The sequence below is a fragment of the Streptomyces sp. 3330 genome (genome assembly GCF_031456635.1).
Taxonomy (GTDB): Bacteria; Actinomycetota; Actinomycetes; order Streptomycetales; family Streptomycetaceae; genus Streptomyces.
This window is the reverse complement of record NZ_JAVDVA010000049.1, coordinates 1-20,417: the sequence shown is the minus strand read 5'-3', so window position 1 is coordinate 20,417 and position 20,417 is coordinate 1. Positions and strand designations below refer to the sequence as shown.

Below are 20,417 nucleotides of genomic sequence, written 5' to 3'. Positions count from 1 at the left end.
CGCCCCCTTTTGCCGACGCCCAGTCGGCCCCCTCGCCCGTCCCAGGCGAGTGATCCCCGTCATCGAGATCCGGACCGGTGTGACGTTTCACGGCCGGTGAGCGCTTGCTTTACATGGGCCGCCTGATTGTCAGGTGGCCCATGACCGTTGTCGATGACTTACAGGGGTGGGGATTCCGTCGTGAGCAGACGTCGCCGCAGGGGTGGGACGCGCGCGTACAGACCGCTGAGCATGCGAAGAAGGGCCTGGCTGACGCTCGGGGCGGTGGTCCTGGGCAGCGGCGGCGTGGTGACCTACGCCATGGCCGGGCAGCCCGCCGGTCCGGAGGCCCGGCCCAAGCGGCCGGTGAAGGTCTACGACCTCGCCCTGACAGGGGCCTCGTCCGGCCGCCGGGAGCTGCCGCGCACGGACACCGCGCAGTTCTCGCTGCTCGGCGTCACCTGGACCGGCGGCGCCCGGCGGCTCGCCGGCACCGCGCAGGTGCGGACCCGCAGCGTCGCGACCGGCGAGTGGAGCGCCTGGCACGACCTGGAGCTGGACGTCGACCCGCTGGACAGGCCGGGCCCGAAGGTGCGCGGCGCGTCCGAGCCGGTCTGGGTCGGCCCGTCCGACGGCGTCCAGGTGCAGGTCGCCCACCGGGACGGCACCACCGCCGCACTGCCCAAGGGGCTGGAGGTCAACCTGGTCGACCCGGGCGTGGTGACCGCCGCCGAGACGCGGACCGGCGCCGAGCCCGCCGGGTTCGTCCTGGACCCGAGCCCCGGTGCGACGGACTCCGGGTCGGCCGAGCCCACCGACCCGGCCGGCGAACCCACCGACACGGCCTCGGCGTCGCCGCCCGACACGGTCACCGCCGAGCCGACCGACACCGTCTCCGCCCCGCCGGCGGACACCACGCCCGCGGCCACCGGGACGGCGTCGACGAGCCCCGCCTCCCCGACCACGAGCCCGACGACGACCGCCGCGCCGACGCCGACCGCGCCGCCGTCCACCGCGCCCGCGCCGCCGATCCGCTCGCGCGCCGACTGGGGCGCCGACGAGTCGATCAGCCCCGAGGCGCCGGAGTACAACAACGACGTCAAGGCGGTCTTCGTCCACCACACGGACGGCGCCAACGACTACACCTGCGATCAGACGCCGTCGATCATCCGGAGCATCTACGCGTATCACGTGCAGGTCAGCGGCTGGAAGGACCTCGGCTACAACTTCCTCGTCGACAAGTGCGGAACCCTCTACGAGGGCCGCAAGGGCGGCGTCGACCTGCCGGTCTTCGGCGCCCACACGTACGGCTGGAACCGCGAGTCCGCGGCCGTCGCCGTGATCGGCGACCACACCCGGACGACCGCGAGCAGCGCCGCGCTCACCTCCATCGCCCGCCTCGCGGCCTGGAAGCTCGGCCAGTACGGCGCGGACCCGGCGGGGACCGTCCAGCTCACCGCGGGCGCCACCCAGAAGAACCTCTTCGGCAAGAGCTTCACCGCGGGCAGCCTCTACACGTTCGACCGGATCTCCGGCCACCGCGACGGCTTCAACACGGAATGCCCCGGCGGGCTCCTCTACGACCAGCTGCCGACCGTGCGCACCCTGGCGGCCGGCCCGGTGCAGGGCCTGAAGGTCACCTCGGTGGCCGGCGGCGCGAGCCTGTCGGGCTCGGCCTACTACACCCGGGGCGCCGTCACCGTGAACTGGTCGGCGACCACCCCCGGTTCGCTGATCTCGAGGTTCGAGCTGCTGGCCGACGGCAAGGTCGCCGCGACCGCGTCCGGCACGGCCGCCTCGGCGAGCGCGACCCTGGCCCCCGGCAGCCACACCGTCGCCGTACGGGCGGTGCACCAGTCCGGCAGGACGGCGACGACCGCCGCGCTGACCGTCGTGGCGGACACGACGCTCCCGGCCTTCACCACCGCCCCGAAGCTCTCCCTGCGCAGCGGCTCCGTCAGCACCACCGCCGTGCCGGTCACGCTCGGCTGGAAGGCCACCGACGACAAGGCGCTGCGTTCCGTGCAGCTGCTGTCGCCGACCGCAGCGACCTTCGGCCCGACAGTGACCACGTCCAGCCGTACGGCCAAGCCCGGAGCCGCGACCACCTGGTCGATGCGGGCCACCGACTACGCGGGCAACGCGCGCACGGTCGCGTCCTCCTTCACCCCGGTGATCCTGCAGGAGAACTCCGCCGTCAGGTCCGGCAGCTGGACCACCCGCTCCTCCACGAGCTACCTCGGCGGCAAGTCCTACTCCAGCGGATCCAAGGGCGCGAGCCTGACCTGGACCTTCACGGGCCGTTCCGTCTCCTGGGTGGTCTCCCGCGCCACCACCTCCGGTCAGGCGTACGTCTACGTCGACGGCACGAAGGCCGCGACCGTCGACCTGAAGTCCGCCGGCACGCTGTACCGGCAGGCGATCTGGAACAAGACCTGGACCGCCGGCGCCAAGCACACGATCAAGATCGTCGTCGTGGGCACCAGCGGACGCCCGACGATCACCACGGACGGACTGGTCTACCTCAAGTAGCCCGCCGGGCGGCCCGCCGACCGGGTCCCCGGGAACGACGACGGCCTTCGCGATCCACCAGGATCGTGAAGGCCGTCGTCCGTCCGGCGCCTCCCGCCGTGTCCGCGCACGGGAACGCCCCGCCGTCCCGGGCGGGGACGGCGGGGCGCACGAGGTGTCGCACGTGGCGCGGGTCCGGCACGGACCCGGCCGGAGGTCAGGTCGCCCGCCTCCGCCGCGCCCCCGGACGCCGCTCGCTCGGCCTGCTGACCGGATCGCCGGCCTCCCGGGCCGCGGCCCGTCGGCGCAGCCCGAAGTCGGCCAGTGCCTCGGCCAGCTTGAGCGCGGACGGCTCGGGCGCCATGACGTCCACCCGGAGCCCGTGCTCCTCGGCCGTCTTGGCCGTGGCCGGGCCGATGCAGGCGATGACCGTCACGTTGTGCGGCTTGCCGGCGATGCCCACCAGGTTCCGCACGGTGGACGACGACGTGAAGAGCACGGCGTCGAACCCGCCGCCCTTGATGGCCTCCCGCGTCTCCGCCGGCGGCGGCGAGGCCCGCACGGTCCGGTAGGCGGTGACGTCGTCGACCTCCCAGCCCAGCTCGATGAGCCCGGCCACCAGGGTCTCGGTGGCGATGTCGGCCCGCGGCAGGAACACCCGGTCGATCGGGTCGAAGACCGGGTCGTAGGGCGGCCAGTCCTCGAGGAGACCGGCGGCCGACTGCTCGCCGCTCGGTACGAGGTCCGGCTTCACGCCGAACGCGACCAGCGCCTTGGCCGTCTGCTCGCCCACCGCCGCGACCTTGATGCCCGCGAAGGCACGCGCGTCGAGCCCGTACTCCTCGAACTTCTCGCGCACCGCCTTGACGGCGTTCACCGAGGTGAAGGCGATCCACTCGTAGCGGCCCGTCACCAGACCCTTGACCGCCCGCTCCATCTGCTGGGGGGTGCGCGGCGGCTCGACGGCGATCGTCGGCACCTCGTGCGGCACGGCCCCGTACGACCGCAGCCGGTCGGAGAGCGACACCGCCTGCTCCTTCGTACGCGGCACGAGCACCTTCCAGCCGAACAGCGGCTTGGACTCGAACCACGACAGCTGGTCGCGCTGGGCGGGGGCGGAACGCTCGCCGACCACGGCTATCACCGGCCGGCCGCCCTCGGGCGACGGCAGCACCTTCGCCTGCTTCAGCGTCTGCGCGATCGTGCCCAGGGTCGCCGTCCACGTCCGCTGCCGCGTCGTCGTACCGGCCACCGTGACCGTCATCGGCGTATCGGGCTTGCGCCCCGCGGCCACCAGCTCGCCGGCGGCCGAGGCCACCGAGTCGAGGGTCGTCGACACGACGACCGTGCCGTCGGACGCCCCGACCTCGGTCCAGCACCGGTCCGAAGCCGTGCGCGCGTCGACGAACCGGACGTCGGCGCCCTGCGCGTCCCGCAGCGGCACACCGGCGTACGCGGGCACGCCGACGGCGGCCGCGACACCCGGTACGACCTCGAAGGGAACACCGGCCGCCGCGCAAGCGAGCATTTCCGCCGCCGCGTACGTATCAAGTCCGGGGTCCCCGGTCACCGCACGGACGACCCGCCTGCCGCCCCGCGCGGCCTCCATGACAAGATGTGCGGCATCGCGCACAGCGGGTACCTCAGCGGTTGTTGACGTGCCGTCAACGACCGCCGGGAGAGGCGCGCCCGTGCCCGGAAGGGGGTCCGACGAAGGACCCGCTTCCGTGTTCACGACGGCGACGCCCGGCCTCGCGTGCGTCCGTACGACGTCGAGCACCTCGTGCTCGGCGACGAGGACGTCCGCGTGCGCAAGCGCCTCCACGGCGCGCAGAGTCAGCAGTCCCGGATCCCCGGGTCCGGCACCCAGGAAGGTGACGTGCCCGTGTTCAGGACCAGCGGCTGGAAGGGCGGTGGGGCTCACAGTGCTCGCTCCCCCATCAGACCGGCCGCGCCCTGGGCGAGCATCTCGGCTGCGAGTTCGCGACCGAGCGCCATTGCCCCGTCGTGCGTCTCGGGCACGGGACCGGTGGTGGACAGCTGCACCATGCGCGAGCCGTCGGTGGTGCCGACGACGCCGCGCAGGCGCATTTCGTTGACAATCTGCCCGTCGGCCAGCAGGTCGGCCAGCGCGCCCACAGGGGCGGAGCAGCCGGCCTCCAGGGCGGCGAGCAGGGACCGTTCGGCGGTCACGGCGACCCGGGTGAAGGGGTCGTCGAGCTCACCGAGCGCGGCGATCAGTGACGCGTTGTCCGCGGCACACTCGATCGCCAGTGCTCCCTGGCCGGGAGCGGGCAGAACCGTGTCTATCGACAGGAAGTCGGTGACCTCGTCGATGCGGCCGAGGCGGCTGAGGCCGGCCGCGGCCAGCACCACCGCGTCCAGCTCGCCGTCGTGCACGTACCGTATGCGCGTGTCGACGTTCCCGCGGATCGGCACGGTCTCCAGGTCCAGCCCGTGGCTGCGCGCGTACGCGTTCAGCTGCGCCATGCGGCGCGGCGAACCCGTACCGATGCGCGCTCCACGCGGCAGGTCGGTGAACTTCAGCGCGTCCCGGGCGACGATCACGTCGCGGGGGTCCTCGCGCACCGGTACGGCGGCCAGGACCAGGTCCTCGGGCTGCGTGGTCGGCAGGTCCTTCAGCGAGTGAACCGCGAAGTCGACCTCGCCCCTGGCCAGCGCGTCGCGCAGCGCGGTGACGAAGACTCCCGTGCCGCCGATCTGCGCGAGGTGCTCGCGGGACACATCGCCGTAGGTGGTGATCTCGACGAGTTCCACGGGCCGGCCGGTCACCTGGCTCACGGCGTCCGCGACCTGCCCGGACTGGGCCATGGCGAGTCTGCTTCGCCTCGTCCCCAGTCTCAGTGCCTTCGTACTCATGCCGCTCATGCCGGTCCTCGGCTCTCTGCGTTCTTCTCGGTGCTTTCCTCGGCCCGGGACACGGCGGCCACCGCCTCCGGGTCGAGGTCGAACAGGGTCCGCAGCGCGTCCGCGTACCCGGCGCCGCCGGGCTCGGCCGCGAGCTGCTTGACCCGCACGGTCGGCGCGTGCAGCAGCTTGTCGACGACCCGCTTCACGGTCTGGGTGATCTCGGCCCGGTGCTTGTCGTCCAGGCCGGGCAGCCGCCCGTCGAGCCGGGCGATCTCCGTGGCCACGACCTCGGCGGCCATGGTGCGCAGGGCGACCACGGTCGGCGTGATGTGCGCGGCCCGCTGCGCGGCGCCGAAGGCGGCGACCTCGTCGGCGACGATCCGCCGCACCTGGTCGACGTCGGCGGCCATCGGCGCGTCGGCCGAGGCCTCCGCGAGCGACTCGATGTCGACCAGCCGCACTCCGGCCAGCCGGTGCGCGGCCGCGTCGACGTCCCGCGGCATCGCCAGGTCGAGCAGGAAGAGCACCGGCTCGGGCCGGACGGGCGTGGCGACCGGCTCGGGTCCGCGGCGCTCGGGGATCCGGCCGAGGGTGGCGGCGGTCGCGGCCAGCGCGGTGATCAGCTCGGCGTCGGCCTCGGGGCTGCGGCGGGCGGCGGAGCGGCGGTCCACGGTCGCGTTGTCGACCCAGGCGGCGTGCTGCTCCAGCGTCGCCGCGTCCATGCCGGCGACGGCGGCCTCGCCCAGCACGGAGAACCCGGACTGCTGCACGGGGGCCTGCTGCACGGCGGCCAGGTCGAGGGGACAGTTCTCGTCGGTGCCGACCGAGGTGGGCGGCAGCGGCCGCTCGTCCGTCGCCGCGGCCTCGTCGGCGAAGGCGACAGGTGCCCCGGTGCGGCCCTCGACGGCGTCGGCGACCGCCTCCGCCGTCAGCACCAGGCCCGTCGCCCCGGTACAGGAGACGGCCACGTCGGCACGTGTCAGCTCGGCCGGCACCGACTCGATCGGTACCGCGCGGGCCGACACGTCCGTGTCGCCGCCCTCGGTCAGTATCTGGGCGAGCCGCTCGGCCCGGTCGGGGGTGCGGTTGGCGACGACGATCTCGGCGACCCCGGCGCGCGCGAGCGTGGCGGCGGCCAGCGAGGACATCGAACCGGCGCCGATGACCAGCGCCTTCTTGCCCCGCGCCCACGCGGCCACGTCCCCGCCCGCGGCCAGCTGCTCCAGGCCGAAGGTGACCAGGGACTGCCCGGCGCGGTCGATGCCGGTCTCGGAGTGGGCGCGCTTGCCCACCCGCAGGGCCTGCTGGAACAGGTCGTTCAGCAGCCGTCCCGCGGTGTGCAGCTCCTGCGCCCGGGCCAGGGCGTCCTTGATCTGCCCGAGGATCTGGCCCTCGCCGACGACCATGGAGTCCAGGCCGCAGGCCACCGAGAACAGGTGGTGGACGGCACGGTCCTCGTAGTGCACGTACAGGTAGGGGGTGAGCTCCTCGAGCCCGACGCCGCTGTGCTGGGCGAGCAGCGTGGACAGCTCGGCGACACCGGCGTGGAACTTGTCCACGTCGGCGTACAGCTCGATCCGGTTGCAGGTGGCGAGGACCGCGGCCTCGGCGGCCGGTTCGGCGGCGACCGTGTCCTGGAGGAGCTTGAACTGGGCGTCCGTGGACAGCGAGGCCCGCTCCAGCACGCTGACCGGAGCGCTGCGGTGGCTCAGCCCGACGACGAGGAGACTCATGCCGGCATCACGGCGGGTACGTCCCCGTCGGGTCCCTGGTCGGTGACGTCGGCGCGGCCCGCGGGGGCCGGTACGGCGCTCTCGTTCGCCGCGGCCTCCTCGCCGGCCTTGCGCTGCTCGTGGAAGGCGAGGATCTGGAGCTCGATGGAGAGGTCGACCTTGCGCACGTCGACGCCGTCCGGGACGGTCAGCACGGTCGGCGCGAAGTTCAGGATCGACGTGACGCCGGCGGCCACGAGCCGGTCGCAGACCTGCTGGGCGACGCCCGGCGGGGTGGTGATGACACCGATCGACACGCCGTTGTCGGAGATGATCTTCTCCAGGCCGTCGCTGTGCTGGACGGAGATCCCGGCGACCTGCTTCCCGGCCATCGCGGGATCGGCGTCGATGAGCGCCGCGACCCGGAAACCGCGCGAGGCGAAGCCGCCGTAGTTGGCGAGGGCCGCGCCGAGGTTACCGATACCGACGATCACGACCGGCCAGTCCTGGGTGAGCCCCAGCTCGCGGGAGATCTGGTAGACGAGGTACTCGACGTCGTAGCCGACGCCCCGCGTCCCGTAGGAACCCAGGTAGGAGAAGTCCTTGCGCAGCTTGGCGGAGTTGACCCCCGCCGCGGCCGCGAGCTCCTCGGAGGAGACCGTGGGCACCGAGCGCTCCGACAGCGCGGTCAGCGCGCGGAGGTACAGCGGAAGGCGGGCGACGGTGGCCTCGGGAATCCCTCGGCTACGGGTCGCCGGTCGGTGAGTTCGGCCAGTTGCCACGGTGCTCCTGCGGGTAGAGCGGGGCTGCAGGCGGTCACACGTACGCAGACCGCCCCGTCGACAGCAGGCTATGTCTTTGTGAACGCGTGCACAAAGATGGTGTCCGATTTGCCCGGCCAACGTGACCGGGGTCACGCGCGTCAATCCAGGGGGCAAAACCGCCACTCTCCTCGCGAATCCCGCCCCCGAGACAAAACCGCCATCGATCCTAAGCGACGTTCGGTACAGCCTTGTACTGATCGGTCAGTTCTCACCCGGCCAGTTCTTTGCGCAGGCGACTCTCGTCCACCCGCCAGAAGGTGTGCTGCCTGCCGTCGACCAGCACCACCGGAATCTGCTCCCAGTACTGGTCGTGGAGCTGCGGATCGTCGGCGATGTCCTTCTGCTCCCAGGACACACCGAGTTCGCCGCAGACCTTTTCGATCACGCGCTCGGCGTCGTCACAGAGATGACAACCGGACTTACGAATGAGGGTGACCGACCGCTCACCCGCGGCCTTACGTCGAAAGAGGGGAGTCATACCGCCATTCTCGCGCTTCTTTAACGGCGCGGTCGCGGAGAGTTCACACCCTTCGAACCTCTCGGCTCCGGAACCACCGAACAGACTGGCTATGCTCACGCCATGGCCGCTCTAGGATGGCTCACTCCCCGTAGGCGTTCCGCCACGGCGCGGAGCGTGTTGGCAGGCGAGGCCTCGGCGGAGGCAGCCCGCAAGTCCAGCCAGGAAGCCCTGGGATCGCAGGAGACCCTGGCACCCCTGGACAGTTCCACCGGGGAACCGCAGTTCCCCGTGCACGGCGACGCGATGGCCGCCGCCTTCTTCGATCTCGACAACACCGTGATGCAGGGCGCCGCGCTCTTCCACTTCGGCCGAGGCCTGTACAAACGCAAGTTCTTCGAGACCCGTGACCTGGCCCGTTTCGCCTGGCAGCAGGCGTGGTTCCGGCTGGCCGGCGTCGAGGACCCCGAACACATGCAGGAGGCCCGCGACTCGGCGCTCTCCATCGTGCAGGGCCACCGGGTCTCGGAGCTGATGTCGATCGGCGAGGAGATCTACGACGAGTACATGGCCGAGCGCATCTGGCCGGGCACCCGGGCGCTCGCCCAGGCACACCTGGACGCGGGCCAGAAGGTGTGGCTGGTCACCGCCGCCCCGGTGGAGATCGCCCAGGTGATCGCCCGCCGCCTCGGCCTCACCGGCGCGCTGGGCACGGTCGCGGAGTCCGTCGACGGCGTCTACACGGGCAAGCTGGTCGGCGAGCCGCTGCACGGCCCCGCGAAGGCGGAGGCGGTACGCGCGCTGGCCGCGGCCGAGAACCTGGACCTCTCCCGCTGCGCCGCGTACAGCGACTCGCACAACGACATCCCGATGCTCTCCCTCGTCGGCCACCCCTACGCCATCAACCCCGACGCCAAGCTCCGCAAGCACGCGCACAACCTCGACTGGCGGCTGCGCGACTACCGCACCGGCCGCAAGGCCGCGAAGGTCGGCATCCCGGCCGCGGCGGGCGTGGGCGCGGTGGCGGGCGGCACGGCGGCCGCGATCGCGCTGCACCGGCGACGGCGGTAGCGACCACGATGACGACGGCCGCGCCGCGCGGGCGGCCGTCCCGACCGAGCGGCCGGTGCAACAGCCCGGCCGCTCTTCCGCGTTACCGGACAACACCTCACACCGGACATCGATCCCGGCCAATCCGACGGTCTTACCCGCGTAACCCTTCGTCCAGTCCTGTTGTCCGCGCACAGCCACAACACGCCCCGGACCGACCCGAAACTCGAACCATTTCGATCAATAATCGCTCACTCCATGCAACTTGATCGAGCGTCAATAGGCCACAGAAGCGACGTAATCGATGATTTGAGCAACTCGGTGTAGCAGGGCCTGCACGAAGCGTTATTCTCCTCAGACGCAATCCGGTGCCCCTTCCGTCGCTACGACGGGTGAATGGTTCCGTACTGCACGTGATGCAAGCTCTGCCTCTGGGAGTCCCGTGTACCCACACGTCGGGGTTGACACCTCGGGCCTGGCTACGCTGCGCGCAACGGTCGCTACGGTCCATGACCTCTTGCGCGGCGTCGTCCCCACCGCGTACGCCGTCCCCGCCTTCGCCACCACCGCTCCGCTCGGCCCGTGCTACGCACTGGCCGAGGGCAGCGCCGCGGTGGGCAGACGAGGACGCTCGGCCGGCGCGGCCACCGCCCGTCGGCCGGCCGCCGACAGTGACAGCGCCCGCATGATGGACCTCGTCGAACGCGCCCAGGCCGGCGAGGCCGACGCGTTCGGGCGCCTGTACGACCAGTACAGCGACACGGTCTACCGCTACATCTACTACCGGGTGGGCGGCAAGGCGACCGCCGAGGACCTGACCAGCGAGACGTTCCTGCGCGCCCTGCGCCGCATCGGGACGTTCACCTGGCAGGGCCGCGACTTCGGCGCCTGGCTCGTCACCATCGCCCGCAACCTCGTCGCCGACCACTTCAAGTCGAGCCGTTTCCGGCTCGAGGTGACGACCGGCGAGATGCTCGACGCCAACGAGGTCGAGCGCTCGCCCGAGGACTCCGTCCTGGAGTCCCTCTCCAACGCGGCCCTTCTGGACGCCGTACGCCGGCTCAACCCCCAGCAGCAGGAGTGCGTGACGCTCCGGTTCCTCCAGGGGCTGTCCGTCGCCGAGACCGCGCGTGTCATGGGCAAGAACGAGGGCGCCATCAAGACGCTCCAGTACCGGGCCGTCCGGACCCTCGCCCGCCTGCTGCCGGAAGACGCCCGCTGACCCCGTCCCCCACCCACGACCGACGCCACACACTCCGTGACGCCAACTCACCTTCAGTGAAAGTCCGTTGTCTTCCCGATCCGATCATCCGCAGTCCGTAACCCAAGTGCCGCGCCAGTCGTTGTGCGGGATACAGGCTCCCTGTGGTCACGTGCCGGCCGACCCCGATCACTCGATCGTGTGGACCCGGTCCGGCGCGTGCAACCGTCAGGACCCCAGGGGAGTCGACCGTCATGACGAGAGGAGGTGCCGCCAGTGATCGCGAACGTATCGGCGCACCGGCGGGCGAGCGCCTTCGCCCAGGCCCTGGAGGAGCAGTCCGACTGTTCCCCCCAGGGCACGGCGGCCGAGCAGACCGAAGGATCACCGCCGGCGCCGGCCGCTGCGGACCAGACCGGGCAGGGCCGTCTTCTGGCTCTCGCCACGAGTCTCGCCGAGCTGCCCAAGCCGGAGTTCGATCCCGAGGTCAAGGTCGTCCAGCGGGCCCAGTTGGTCGCCGCAATGGAGGCCATGCTGCAAGCGGGCACCGCGGGAGGCGAAACGGCGGACCCTTCGGTGCCGGAGCAACGCTCCCACCGCGCCAGGGGCACTCACCGGGCCAGTCCCCTGGGCAAGTTCCGACCGCGTTCGCGCCTCGCCAAGGGCCTGACCGCGGGCGGCCTCAGCGTCGGCGTCGCGGCCGGCGCCTTCGGCGGAGTCGCGGCCGCGAGTTCCGACGCCCTCCCGGGCGACGGGCTCTACGGACTGAAGCGCGGCATCGAGGACTTCAAGCTCAACTATCTGGCCGACGGCGACGACGAGCGCGGCCGGACCTATCTCGACCAGGCCTCCACCCGGCTCAGTGAGGCCCGTCGGCTCATGGAGCGGGGTCGCAGCGGCGACCTCGACCACGAGTCGCTCGGCGAGATCCGACGCGCCCTGAACGGCATGCAGCACGACGCGTCGGAAGGCCACCGGCTCCTGCACGAGGCGTACGAACGCGATCCGAACTCCCTGGGCCCCATCCAGGCCCTCGACGCGTTCTCCCGCTCGCACCGCGAGGTCTGGGGCGCCCTGCGCGACCGCCTGCCGGTCCAGCTCGGCGACGTCAGTCAGCAGGTCTCGTCGGTCTTCGAGGCCATAGACGAAGAGGTCGCCCCGCTCCAGTCCCTCCTCCCGCGGCCCCCCGCCCCGGGCGGCGGCGGCACCCGCGAGGGCAGCGGCCCGGCGTCCACCGGCACCTCGGACACCGACCGGCACGCGACCACCCCCGGCACCGGCCACCAGCCGACCGACGGGACCGGAGCCGGCGCCGGAAGCCCCAGCAAGTCGTCGACCTCGGGCACCACCGACGACGGCCTGCTCGGCGGCAACACCGGTGGCCTCCTGGACCCGCCGAAGGAGACCGGCAGCACTGCCCCGACCACCATCGTCCCGAGCACCCAGCCGGACGTCACCCTGCCGCCCCTCCTGCCCGGCCTGCTCCCCGGGCTCGGCATCGACAGCGAGGACGCGGAGTAGCCCGAGCGGTCCCGGCCCGCATGACAAGTGGGGGCGCCCCTCTCAGCGAGAGGAGCGCCCCCACAGCCGTGCCCGAAGAACCCGCCCGGCGCTTCCCCGGCCCCACCGAACCGGCCCCCACCGAACCGGCAGCGGGACCCGGCCGCCTGGCCACTCGTCAGAAGAACACCGACCGCCGCTGCACCAGCAGCTTGTAGAGCGTGTGCTGGATCTGTTCCCGCACCTGGTCCGTCAGGTTGAACATCAGCATCGGGTCCTCCGCCGCCTCCGGCGGATAGCCGTCCGTCGGGATCGGCTCGCCGAACTGGATCGTCCACTTCGTCGGAAGGGGGATGCCGCCCAGCGGTCCCAGCCACGGGAAGGTCGGCGTCAGCGGGAAGTACGGGAAGCCGAGCACCCGCGCCAGCGTCTTCGCGTTGCCGATCATCGGGTAGATCTCCTCGGCCCCGACGATCGAGCAGGGGATGATCGGAGCGCCCTGGCGCAGCGCCGTGGAGACGAAGCCGCCCCGGCCGAACCGCTGGAGCTTGTAGCGCTCGCTGAAGGGCTTCCCGATGCCCTTGAAGCCCTCCGGCATCACCCCGACCAGCTCGCCCTGGCCGAGCAGCCGTTCGGCGTCCTCCGCGCAGGCGAGGGTGTGCCCGAGCTTGCGGGCCAGCTCGTTGACGACCGGCAGCACGAAGACGAGGTCGGCGGCCAGGAGGCGCAGATGCCGGCCGGCCGGATGGTGGTCGTGCACGGCGACCTGCATCATCAGGCCGTCCAACGGCAGCGTCCCGGAGTGGTTGGCGACGATCAGCGCGCCACCCTCCGCCGGGATGTTCTCGACGCCCTTCACCTCGACCCGGAAGTACTTCTCGTACAGCGGCCGCAGCAGCGACATCAGGACCTGGTCGGTCAGCTCCTCGTCGTAGCCGAAGTCGTCGACCTCGTAGTCGCCCGTGAGGCGCCGGCGCAGGAAGGACAGCCCGCCCGCGATCCGCCGCTCCAGGCCGCCCGCGTCCTTGTCCAGCCGTTCCTCACCCGTCACAGGAACATCATCATGCTCAGCCGCCCTGGTGGGCAGGGGCTGGACCTCGCCGGCCTCGCCGACCTCAGCGGTCTCGCCGATCTCCCGGACCGGCGCGGGCTCGCCTTTCCTGCGCCGGCTCCCCGCACCCCGGCGCCTGGGCGGCCGCGTCACGGCGCTTCCCCGGGACCGGTCGTCGTCGAACGGAATGACCTTGGCATCCGCCATCGTTGATGCGCTCCTCAGTTGGCGCTCTGCGTCGGGAGGTGGACCGGGGGGTGGTCGCCGCCCGGCAGGGACAGCGCGGCGATCCGGTCGACGGCCCCGGCAACGGCCTCGGGCGGCAGGAGTCCGGGTCCGTGACTGCGCGCGAAGTCCGCGAAGGTCTCCGCCGTGGTGTACCGCGGCGTGAACCCCAGCGTCTCGCGCATCTGGTCCGTGGACACGACCCGGCCGTGGGTGAGCAACCGGATCTGCTCGGGCGAGAAGTCCGTCATGCCCAGCGTACGCACCAGCGACCCCGCCCAGGTGACGGCGGGCAGCAGCAGCGGCACGGTCGGCCGTCCGAGCCGCCGCGAACACTGCGACAGCAGCAGCGCCCCGTCCCCGGCGATGTTGAACGTGCCGCTGTTGAGGGTGCCCCGCCGTGGTTCGTGCGAGGCGATCCGCAGCACCTCGATCACGTCGTCCTCGTGCACGAACTGGAGCCGGGGGTCGTAGCCGAGCACGGTGGGCAGCACGGGCAGCGAGAAGTACGAGGCGAGCGGCGTCTCGGCCGTCGGCCCGAGGATGTTGGCGAACCGCAGCACGCACACCGCGACATCGGGCCGCCGCCGGGCGAACCCGCGCACATATCCCTCGACCTCGACGGCGTCCTTGGCGAAACCGCCGCTGGGCAGCGACTTGGGCGGGGTCGTCTCGGTGAAGACGGCGGGATCACGCGGCGCGGACCCGTAGACGTTGGTGGAGGACTTGACCACCAGCCGCTTCACATGCGGCGATTTCTGACAGGCGCCGAGCAGCTGCATGGTCCCGATGACGTTGGTCTCCTTGACCGTCGTCCGGCTCCCCCTGCCCAGCGCGGTCGCCGTCACGTCCAGGTGGACGACGGTGTCGGCGCCGGTCTCGGCGAGCACCCGCGCGATGGTGGGCTGCCGGATGTCGGCCTCGATGAAGTCGGCGCCCCCCAGATGGTGCTCGGGCCGCACCGCGTCCACGGCGACCACCCGGTCGACCTGTGGGTCACGCTGGATCCGTCGTACGAACCGGCCCCCCAGCTGACGGGCCACTCCGGTAACGAGCACGACCTTTCCCAAGATCAGCGCCTTCCTTCCGTCCTGGAACCGCCGGCCGCCCTGCCGAGTTCCCGTCTGCGGCCAACCTAGCGGGTCGATGTTGCGCTGTGATGACCGCCCGATGCACGAAGTGACGAGATCTCTTCGGTCGTACGACCAGATCAGCCATGGTGCACGTCCAGGCATACGCACGGCGTTCAGCCGACCGTACGGGCGCCGGGATATGCGTGTGGCCCCCCACCGATAACACGGTGGGGGGCCACACCACGCCTACGCGGCTCGCGTCGCGCGAAGTAAGTGCTTGCGCTTACTTCTGCCGGCGCTTACTTCTTGTTGCGACGCTGAACGCGCGTGCGCTTGAGCAGCTTGCGGTGCTTCTTCTTGGCCATCCGCTTGCGCCGCTTCTTGATAACAGAGCCCACGACTACCCTCGCTCACTTCTCATCACTCGGTGCTGGGCGCCATGGGCCCATACGACCTACGAGGGGCTAGCCTACCCGCCTGAGCGCTGAGGTCGTAATCGAGGGGCGGGAGGGGTCCGGGACGGCCCTGCGGCCGGACCCCACCCCGGGCCTGCCCTGCCGGACAGGCCCCGGCCGTCAGGCGGTTTCCACCCCCACGTAGCTCTCGCGGAGGTACTCGTGGACCGCTTGCTCGGGGACGCGGAAGGACCGCCCCACCCGGATCGCGGGCAGATGACCGCTGTGCACCAGTCGGTACACGGTCATCTTCGACACTCGCATCACCGAGGCGACTTCCGCCACGGTAAGGAACTGAACCTCGTTCAGAGGCCTCTCGCCAGCTGCACCCATGACACACCTGAACCTTCCGCACTCGACTCGACGGCCACCGGCTTCCCCTTCCGGTGACTCTTCGTCGCTGCGTGCTCACTCCCCAATGTAGGGGCGGGTGATGCGAGTGGGGAAGAGGTGCACCCATCAGCGGCCTACTGTGACAGACACGCTCGATTGAGTACGTAGCGGGTCAGCGGCCTGTAGTAAGAGGACCGCACGCCGTCATCAAGTGGAACGGCGACGGAGACGACTCCCTCCGCCTCCCCCACGAACAGCGCGGGGTCGTCGGTGTCGGCCAGCCCGATGGCCTCGAACCCCAGCTGACCTGCCCCGCAGACCCATCCGTGGTCCCCGATGACCAGCTCGGGCAACGGCCCCCCGTCCTCGGCGGCCGCCGCCAGCGCGACCCGAACCGGGAGCGGCGAATGGCTGTGCGCACCGGTCGCACAACCGGCGCGTTCGGCACCCGCCTCCCGGACGACCGCGACTCCCCGTACGTAGTCGAGGTTGTGCGTGCGTAGGCCGAACCGGGTCGTTATGTCGACACAGCGACCCTGCGCCGAGGTGAGGACATCACATCCCGCCGCCGACAAAGCGTCCGCAATCGATGCGTAGAACCCCAGCAGGCGGTGCGGATGCCCGGTGCCGAGCAGCACGGGCGCGCCACGCTGGGCTACCGAGGCGAGCCGCGTCGCGAAAGCGTCCAGCGCGGCCAGGGTGCGCTCAGGATCGATCACATCATGCCCGGTGACGCAGCCGGGATCGGCCGAAACTCCACACTTGTCGGCCATCAGCGCGATCAGATCCCGCTGCCCCCAGCTCCGCTCGGGATCAAGCCCGATCAGCACCCGGGGATCACGAGCGGCGAACAGCCGGTAGCTCCGCAGGCTCTCCTCCCGGGAGGTGGCCACCGCCCCGGCCAACCGCGCGGCCAGCAGATGCGCCCGAAGCGCCCCGGAACTCAACACGCAACCGATGCTGACGGACCGACCGACCTCCGGGGCGAAAACAGCCCCAGTGCCCCACAGTCGGCGTAACGCCGGCACTGTCCGGCCCGTCCGGCGCTCGAGGACGAGGCCGTCCGGGCCGCCCCGGGGGTCAGGAGTCGGGGGCCACCGGGGGCTGAGCCCCCCTGCGAGGGACGGGAACGGGTAGGGGCGGCGAGGGCCGGACCTCCACGACGCCACACCCCACCACCGACACGACCTACGGCAGCAGCCCCCGCAGCGGGAACACCGCCCGCCGCGTGGCCAGCACGGCCTGGTCCAGCCGATCGGCGGGGTCGTATCCCGCCTCCCACCCGGCCCACTCCACCGGCCAGCGCCCGTCGGTCATGCGCACCGGACCGAGCTGCCGGGTGCGGGCGAACACGTCCTGCCGCCACCCCTCCGGGATCACCGTCTCCGGCGCCACCGGCACCCCCGCCGCCACCCCCACCAGATGCGTCCACGACCGCGGCACCACATCCACCACCGCGTATCCGCCCCCACCGAGCGCGACCCACTTCCCCCCGGCGTACTCGTGCGCCAGCTCATGACAGGCCACCTGCACGGCCCGCTGCGCGTCGAGGGAGACCGCGAGATGCGCCAGCGGATCCTCGAAGTGCGTGTCGGCCCCGTGCTGGGTCACCAGCACATCCGGCCGGAAATCGGCGAGGAGCTCCGGCACCACCGAGTGGAACGCCCGCAACCACCCCGCGTCCCCGGTCCCGGCCGGCAGCGCGACGTTCACCGCGGACCCCTCGGCCCGCTCCCCGCCGGTCTCCTCCGGCCACCCGGTCTGCGGGAACAAGGTACGAGGATGCTCGTGCAGGGAGATCGTCAGCACCCTCGGGTCGTCCCAGAACGCCGCCTGCACGCCGTCCCCGTGATGGACGTCCACGTCCACGTACGCGACCCGCTCGGCGCCCAGCTCCAGCAACCGGGCGATCGCCAGCGCGGCGTCGTTGTAGATGCAGAACCCCGACGCCCCGCCCGGCATCGCGTGGTGCAGCCCGCCCGCGAAGTTCACCGCGTGCAGCGCCTCCCCCCGCCAGACGGCCTCCGCGGCCCCGACCGACAGCCCGGCGATCAGGGCGGACACCTCGTGCATCCCCGCGAACGCCGGATCGTCCATCGTCCCCAGCCCGTACGACGGGTCCGCCGACCCCGGCTCCGCCGACGCCGCCTTGACGGCCCGGACGTAGTCCTCGCGGTGCACGAGCCGCAGCGTCGACTCCCCGGCGGGCTTCGCCGCGACGACGTCGACCTGCCGGTCGAGCCCCAGGGCGCCGACCAGCCTCCGGGTCAGGTCCAGCCGGACCGGATCCATCGGATGCTCGGGCCCGAAGTCATAGCCCGTTACTGCCTCGTCCCACATCAGCTGTGCGCGGCCGCTCATGCCCGCCACCGTATCGGTCCGGTTGAGCGGCGAACGACCTGGCGTACACCAACGTCACCAGCACCAACACCATCGGCACCGCCATCGCCCCCCGATACGTCCAGGCGTCCCCCAGCGCCCCCACCAACGGCGAACCGATCAGGAACCCGACGTAGTTGAAGATGTTGAGACGGGCGATCGCCGCGTCCGAGGACCCCGGGAACAACCGCCCCGCCGCCGCGAACGTCTGCGGCACCAGCACGCACAGCCCGAGCCCCACGAGCGTGAACCCGAGCATCCCGATCCACGCCCCGGGAGCCACGGCCACCACCGCGAACCCCGCCGCCGCGACCAGCGCCCCCAGCCGCACCACCGCCGCGGCCCCGAACCGCCGCACCCCGAAGTCCCCGATGGCCCGCCCGAGCAGCGTGGTCACCATGTAGACGTTGTACGGAACGGTGGCCAGCTGCTCGCTGCTGCCCAGCACGTCCTGGAGATACTTCGCGCTCCAGTTGGAGACCGTGGAGTCCCCGATGTAGGCGAACGTCATCACCAGGCACAACGGCAGCAGCATCGTGAAGACCACACCCGTGCCGCCGGCTCCCGCCCCGGCGTCCCCCGGCGCCTTGTCGGCCTCCGTGCCGCCGTCCACATACCAACGGCTCCCCACCAGGGCGGCCGGCAACAGCACCGCCACCACCGGCAGATACGACACCCACAGCGCGAGATGCCAGTGCGCCCCCATCCACGCCAGCGAGGCCCCCACGATCCCGCCCAGGCTGTAGACGGCGTGGAAGCTGAGCATGATGCTGCGCCCGTACGTCCGCTGGAGACTCACCCCGAGCATGTTCATCGAGGCGTCCAGCGCCCCCACGGCGAGCCCGAAGACGGCCAGGGCGACCCCCAGCTGGGCCATCCCCCGCCCGGCCCCGACCCCGAGCAGCGCCAGCAGCACCACCGGCTGGGACCACCGCAGCACCCGGCTGGGCGGTATCCGCTTCACCAACTGCTCGGTCGACACGCTTCCGACACCGGCCAGGATGGGCACGGCGGCCAGGAAGACGGGCAGCAGCGCGTCCGAGACCCCGTACCGGTTCTGGATCGCCGGGATCCGGGTCACCAGCAGAGCGAAGGCCGCGCCCTGCGCGAAAAAGCTGAACGCCAAAGAGGCCCTACCGCGCCGCAGCACTTCTGTCATGGCGGCGAGCGTAGGGCCCCTGCGTACTCGTGGGTAGATCCAGCCAAAGATGAATTGCCCTCAGCTTTGCCGGACTTCACCGGGCGAGGACGACCTCGGGCACCTCGCCACCGATCTCCGTGGCCTGCCCGGCCTTCGTCTCGAAGGCGACCATCGCCGCCATCGGCCCGGCGCCGAACGCCCCGCCGACCACGAAGCCGATGCCCATCGCCACGACCATGACCACCGAACCGAGCCACACCATGGTGTCCACCGGCACGGTGTACGCCCCGACGACCCGCACGACGCACTCGACGAGCAGCACCACACCCCAGACGACCGAGAAGGCCCGCTCCCGCTTCCGGAAGTCCGCCGACGCGACCGACGCGCCACTCTCCAGCCGCGCCCAGGCCGCCTCCCTGACCGCGTCCCCCTTCACCAGGAACGGCTTGACCGCGGCGGTCATCATCGGCGTGCCCAGCGCCACCGAGACCAGGATCCCGATCCCGATGGTGCTGCTGACCCCGCTGTCCTTGGCCAGCATCAGCCGCGGATCGCCGGAGACCAGGCTCAGCGCCAGCCCGACGACGTTGACGACGAGGATGAGCCCGGCGAGCCCGTTGACCGTCCGCCGGCTCACCGCGCTCCACAGGGTCCGCCCGGCCGGGACCAGGCTGCTGCAGGCGAGAGCGGCGAAGGTGCTCATCCCGAACGCGCCCTTGAAGAGGTAGTACGACCCGAGCGGCACCGCCACATCCACGATGAGCGGGGCGAAGGCGTTCTGCTTCTTGTGCTGGTTCGTCGTCATGCCCATAGCTTCGCCGCCGGGAGGGGTGCCCCAGTAGAAACGATCGTCCGGAGCTACGCATGACAAATGTCAGCCCGACACCGGATCGTCCGTCAGATCAGCAGGTCAGGCAACTGCCCCAGATCGGAGAAGAGTCGCGTGGCCCCGGCGAGCCTCTCGGCCGGCGTCATCGCGGTGAACCCGTAGACGTCCATCCCGGCCGCCACAGCCGCCCGCACCCCCAGCGGACTGTCCTCGACGACCACGCACCGCTCCGGTGCCACCCCCATCCGCCCGGCCGCGTGCAGGAAGAGATCCGGTGCGGGCTTCCCCTTCCCGACGTCCTGCGAGCTGAAGATCCGCGCGTCCTCGAACCACCGGTCCAGCCCGGTCTTCCGATGCCCCACCCGGATCCGCTCATGGCTCCCGGACGACGCCACGCAGTACGGCACCCCGTCCGCGGCCAGCTTCGCGAGGACCTCCACGGCACCCGCGACGGGCTCCAGCTCCTGCTCGAAGGCAGCGAACACCCGACGGTGGAAGGTGTCGTCGAACTCCGCCGGCAGCGACTGCCCGGTGCGCTCCTGGACCAGGTCGTGGATGCGATGCATCGCCGACCCCATGTAGTCCCGGATGGAGTCCTCGTACGAGGTGGGGTGCCCGATCTCGGTCAGATAGGCAGCCAGCAGCCGATTGGAGATCGGCTCACTGTCCACCAGGACACCGTCATTGTCGAAAATCACCAGGTCGTAGCGCATGACTAGACCCTAAATGAGCCGTAACGCAGAAAACCCCCGCACCGTGAGGTGCGGGGGTTTCCCGTAATATTTGTTCGGCGGTGTCCTACTCTCCCACAGGGTCCCCCCTGCAG

The 20,417-nt window shown here is 71.4% G+C and carries 18 protein-coding genes; 4 read left to right on the top strand and 14 right to left on the bottom strand.

The genetic code is table 11. The annotated features are described in order from the left end of the window. Positions 1 to 231 precede the first annotated feature (231 nt). The gene (locus tag J2X68_RS39115) at positions 232 to 2,511 is read left to right on the top strand and encodes a peptidoglycan recognition protein (RefSeq protein ID WP_310437380.1); all 2,280 of its coding nucleotides are present in this window, start codon (positions 232 to 234) and stop codon (positions 2,509 to 2,511) included. Between the two features lie 196 nt (positions 2,512 to 2,707). Here J2X68_RS39115 and J2X68_RS39110 read toward each other — a convergent pair whose 3' ends face one another. The 5 genes from J2X68_RS39110 to J2X68_RS39090 all read right to left on the bottom strand — a co-directional run bounded on the left by J2X68_RS39110 (position 2,708) and on the right by J2X68_RS39090 (position 8,375). Then, a complete protein-coding gene (locus J2X68_RS39110; RefSeq protein ID WP_310437379.1) occupies positions 2,708 to 4,414 on the bottom strand; it encodes a uroporphyrinogen-III synthase in 1,707 nt (568 codons plus the stop codon). Beyond that, the gene (gene hemC / locus J2X68_RS39105) at positions 4,411 to 5,370 is read right to left on the bottom strand and encodes a hydroxymethylbilane synthase (protein WP_310437378.1); all 960 of its coding nucleotides are present in this window, start codon (positions 5,368 to 5,370) and stop codon (positions 4,411 to 4,413) included. Before hemC ends, J2X68_RS39110 begins: the two co-directional genes overlap by 4 nt. Before the next feature lie 5 nt (positions 5,371 to 5,375). Continuing rightward, the gene (locus J2X68_RS39100; RefSeq protein ID WP_310437377.1) at positions 5,376 to 7,094 is read right to left on the bottom strand and encodes a glutamyl-tRNA reductase; all 1,719 of its coding nucleotides are present in this window, start codon (positions 7,092 to 7,094) and stop codon (positions 5,376 to 5,378) included. Beyond that, positions 7,091 to 7,855, bottom strand: coding sequence for a redox-sensing transcriptional repressor Rex (locus J2X68_RS39095; protein ID WP_310437376.1), 765 nt, complete (start codon positions 7,853 to 7,855; stop codon positions 7,091 to 7,093). The genes J2X68_RS39100 and J2X68_RS39095 overlap by 4 nt, the downstream gene beginning before the upstream one ends. A gap of 250 nt (positions 7,856 to 8,105) precedes the next feature. Then, a complete protein-coding gene (locus J2X68_RS39090) occupies positions 8,106 to 8,375 on the bottom strand; it encodes a glutaredoxin family protein (protein ID WP_310437375.1) in 270 nt (89 codons plus the stop codon). 102 nt (positions 8,376 to 8,477) lie between these two features. On the opposite strand from J2X68_RS39090, the gene J2X68_RS39085 reads away from it, so the two are divergent. The 3 genes from J2X68_RS39085 to J2X68_RS39075 all read left to right on the top strand — a co-directional run bounded on the left by J2X68_RS39085 (position 8,478) and on the right by J2X68_RS39075 (position 12,126). Further along, positions 8,478 to 9,425 (top strand): HAD-IB family hydrolase, encoded by a 948-nt coding sequence (locus tag J2X68_RS39085; protein WP_310437374.1) that lies wholly within the window; start codon positions 8,478 to 8,480, stop codon positions 9,423 to 9,425. A gap of 421 nt (positions 9,426 to 9,846) precedes the next feature. Then, the gene (locus tag J2X68_RS39080; RefSeq protein ID WP_310437373.1) at positions 9,847 to 10,626 is read left to right on the top strand and encodes an ECF subfamily RNA polymerase sigma factor, BldN family; all 780 of its coding nucleotides are present in this window, start codon (positions 9,847 to 9,849) and stop codon (positions 10,624 to 10,626) included. Between the two features lie 255 nt (positions 10,627 to 10,881). Beyond that, a complete protein-coding gene (locus J2X68_RS39075) occupies positions 10,882 to 12,126 on the top strand; it encodes a DUF5667 domain-containing protein (RefSeq protein WP_310437372.1) in 1,245 nt (414 codons plus the stop codon). A 157-nt stretch (positions 12,127 to 12,283) separates the two neighbouring features. Here the strand turns inward: J2X68_RS39075 and J2X68_RS39070 are convergent, their stop codons facing one another. The 9 genes from J2X68_RS39070 to J2X68_RS39030 form a co-directional block, all read right to left on the bottom strand. Continuing rightward, positions 12,284 to 13,363, bottom strand: a complete 1,080-nt coding sequence (locus tag J2X68_RS39070; protein ID WP_310437371.1) for a lysophospholipid acyltransferase family protein — start codon at positions 13,361 to 13,363, stop codon at positions 12,284 to 12,286. Between the two features lie 14 nt (positions 13,364 to 13,377). Further along, the gene (locus J2X68_RS39065) at positions 13,378 to 14,451 is read right to left on the bottom strand and encodes an NAD-dependent epimerase/dehydratase family protein (RefSeq protein WP_310437370.1); all 1,074 of its coding nucleotides are present in this window, start codon (positions 14,449 to 14,451) and stop codon (positions 13,378 to 13,380) included. Positions 14,452 to 14,753: 302 nt separating this feature from the next. Then, positions 14,754 to 14,852: a 30S ribosomal protein bS22 gene (locus tag J2X68_RS39060; RefSeq protein WP_003948845.1), complete on the bottom strand. Its 99-nt coding sequence runs from the start codon at positions 14,850 to 14,852 to the stop codon at positions 14,754 to 14,756. Positions 14,853 to 15,029: 177 nt separating this feature from the next. Next, the gene (locus J2X68_RS39055; RefSeq protein ID WP_015658719.1) at positions 15,030 to 15,242 is read right to left on the bottom strand and encodes a helix-turn-helix domain-containing protein; all 213 of its coding nucleotides are present in this window, start codon (positions 15,240 to 15,242) and stop codon (positions 15,030 to 15,032) included. A 134-nt stretch (positions 15,243 to 15,376) separates the two neighbouring features. After that, positions 15,377 to 16,192, bottom strand: a complete 816-nt coding sequence (locus J2X68_RS39050; protein ID WP_310437369.1) for a phosphatase — start codon at positions 16,190 to 16,192, stop codon at positions 15,377 to 15,379. 238 nt (positions 16,193 to 16,430) lie between these two features. Continuing rightward, on the bottom strand, positions 16,431 to 17,603 hold the full coding sequence (locus tag J2X68_RS39045; RefSeq protein ID WP_310437368.1) for an acetoin utilization protein AcuC: 1,173 nt from the start codon (positions 17,601 to 17,603) through the stop codon (positions 16,431 to 16,433). Continuing rightward, positions 17,554 to 18,780: an MFS transporter gene (locus J2X68_RS39040; protein WP_310437367.1), complete on the bottom strand. Its 1,227-nt coding sequence runs from the start codon at positions 18,778 to 18,780 to the stop codon at positions 17,554 to 17,556. The genes J2X68_RS39045 and J2X68_RS39040 overlap by 50 nt, the downstream gene beginning before the upstream one ends. A gap of 76 nt (positions 18,781 to 18,856) precedes the next feature. Then, positions 18,857 to 19,567, bottom strand: a complete 711-nt coding sequence (locus J2X68_RS39035; protein ID WP_399041901.1) for a VC0807 family protein — start codon at positions 19,565 to 19,567, stop codon at positions 18,857 to 18,859. A 92-nt stretch (positions 19,568 to 19,659) separates the two neighbouring features. After that, positions 19,660 to 20,304: an HAD family hydrolase gene (locus J2X68_RS39030; RefSeq protein WP_310437365.1), complete on the bottom strand. Its 645-nt coding sequence runs from the start codon at positions 20,302 to 20,304 to the stop codon at positions 19,660 to 19,662. Positions 20,305 to 20,417 lie beyond the last annotated feature (113 nt).

Excerpts from the sequence above, each read along its gene's own strand:
- J2X68_RS39115 (WP_310437380.1), top strand. The coding sequence starts at position 232 with ATGCGAAGAAGGGCCTGGCTGACGCTCGGGGCGGTGGTCCTGGGCAGC.
- hemC (WP_310437378.1), bottom strand. The coding sequence starts at position 5,370 with ATGAGTACGAAGGCACTGAGACTGGGGACGAGGCGAAGCAGACTCGCC.
- J2X68_RS39100 (WP_310437377.1), bottom strand. The coding sequence starts at position 7,094 with ATGAGTCTCCTCGTCGTCGGGCTGAGCCACCGCAGCGCTCCGGTCAGC.
- J2X68_RS39090 (WP_310437375.1), bottom strand. The coding sequence starts at position 8,375 with ATGACTCCCCTCTTTCGACGTAAGGCCGCGGGTGAGCGGTCGGTCACC.
- J2X68_RS39085 (WP_310437374.1), top strand. The coding sequence starts at position 8,478 with ATGGCCGCTCTAGGATGGCTCACTCCCCGTAGGCGTTCCGCCACGGCG.
- J2X68_RS39070 (WP_310437371.1), bottom strand. The coding sequence starts at position 13,363 with ATGGCGGATGCCAAGGTCATTCCGTTCGACGACGACCGGTCCCGGGGA.
- J2X68_RS39055 (WP_015658719.1), bottom strand. The coding sequence starts at position 15,242 with ATGGGTGCAGCTGGCGAGAGGCCTCTGAACGAGGTTCAGTTCCTTACC.
- J2X68_RS39045 (WP_310437368.1), bottom strand. The coding sequence starts at position 17,603 with ATGAGCGGCCGCGCACAGCTGATGTGGGACGAGGCAGTAACGGGCTAT.
- J2X68_RS39040 (WP_310437367.1), bottom strand. The coding sequence starts at position 18,780 with ATGACAGAAGTGCTGCGGCGCGGTAGGGCCTCTTTGGCGTTCAGCTTT.
- J2X68_RS39035 (WP_399041901.1), bottom strand. The coding sequence starts at position 19,567 with ATGACGACGAACCAGCACAAGAAGCAGAACGCCTTCGCCCCGCTCATC.
- J2X68_RS39030 (WP_310437365.1), bottom strand. The coding sequence starts at position 20,304 with ATGCGCTACGACCTGGTGATTTTCGACAATGACGGTGTCCTGGTGGAC.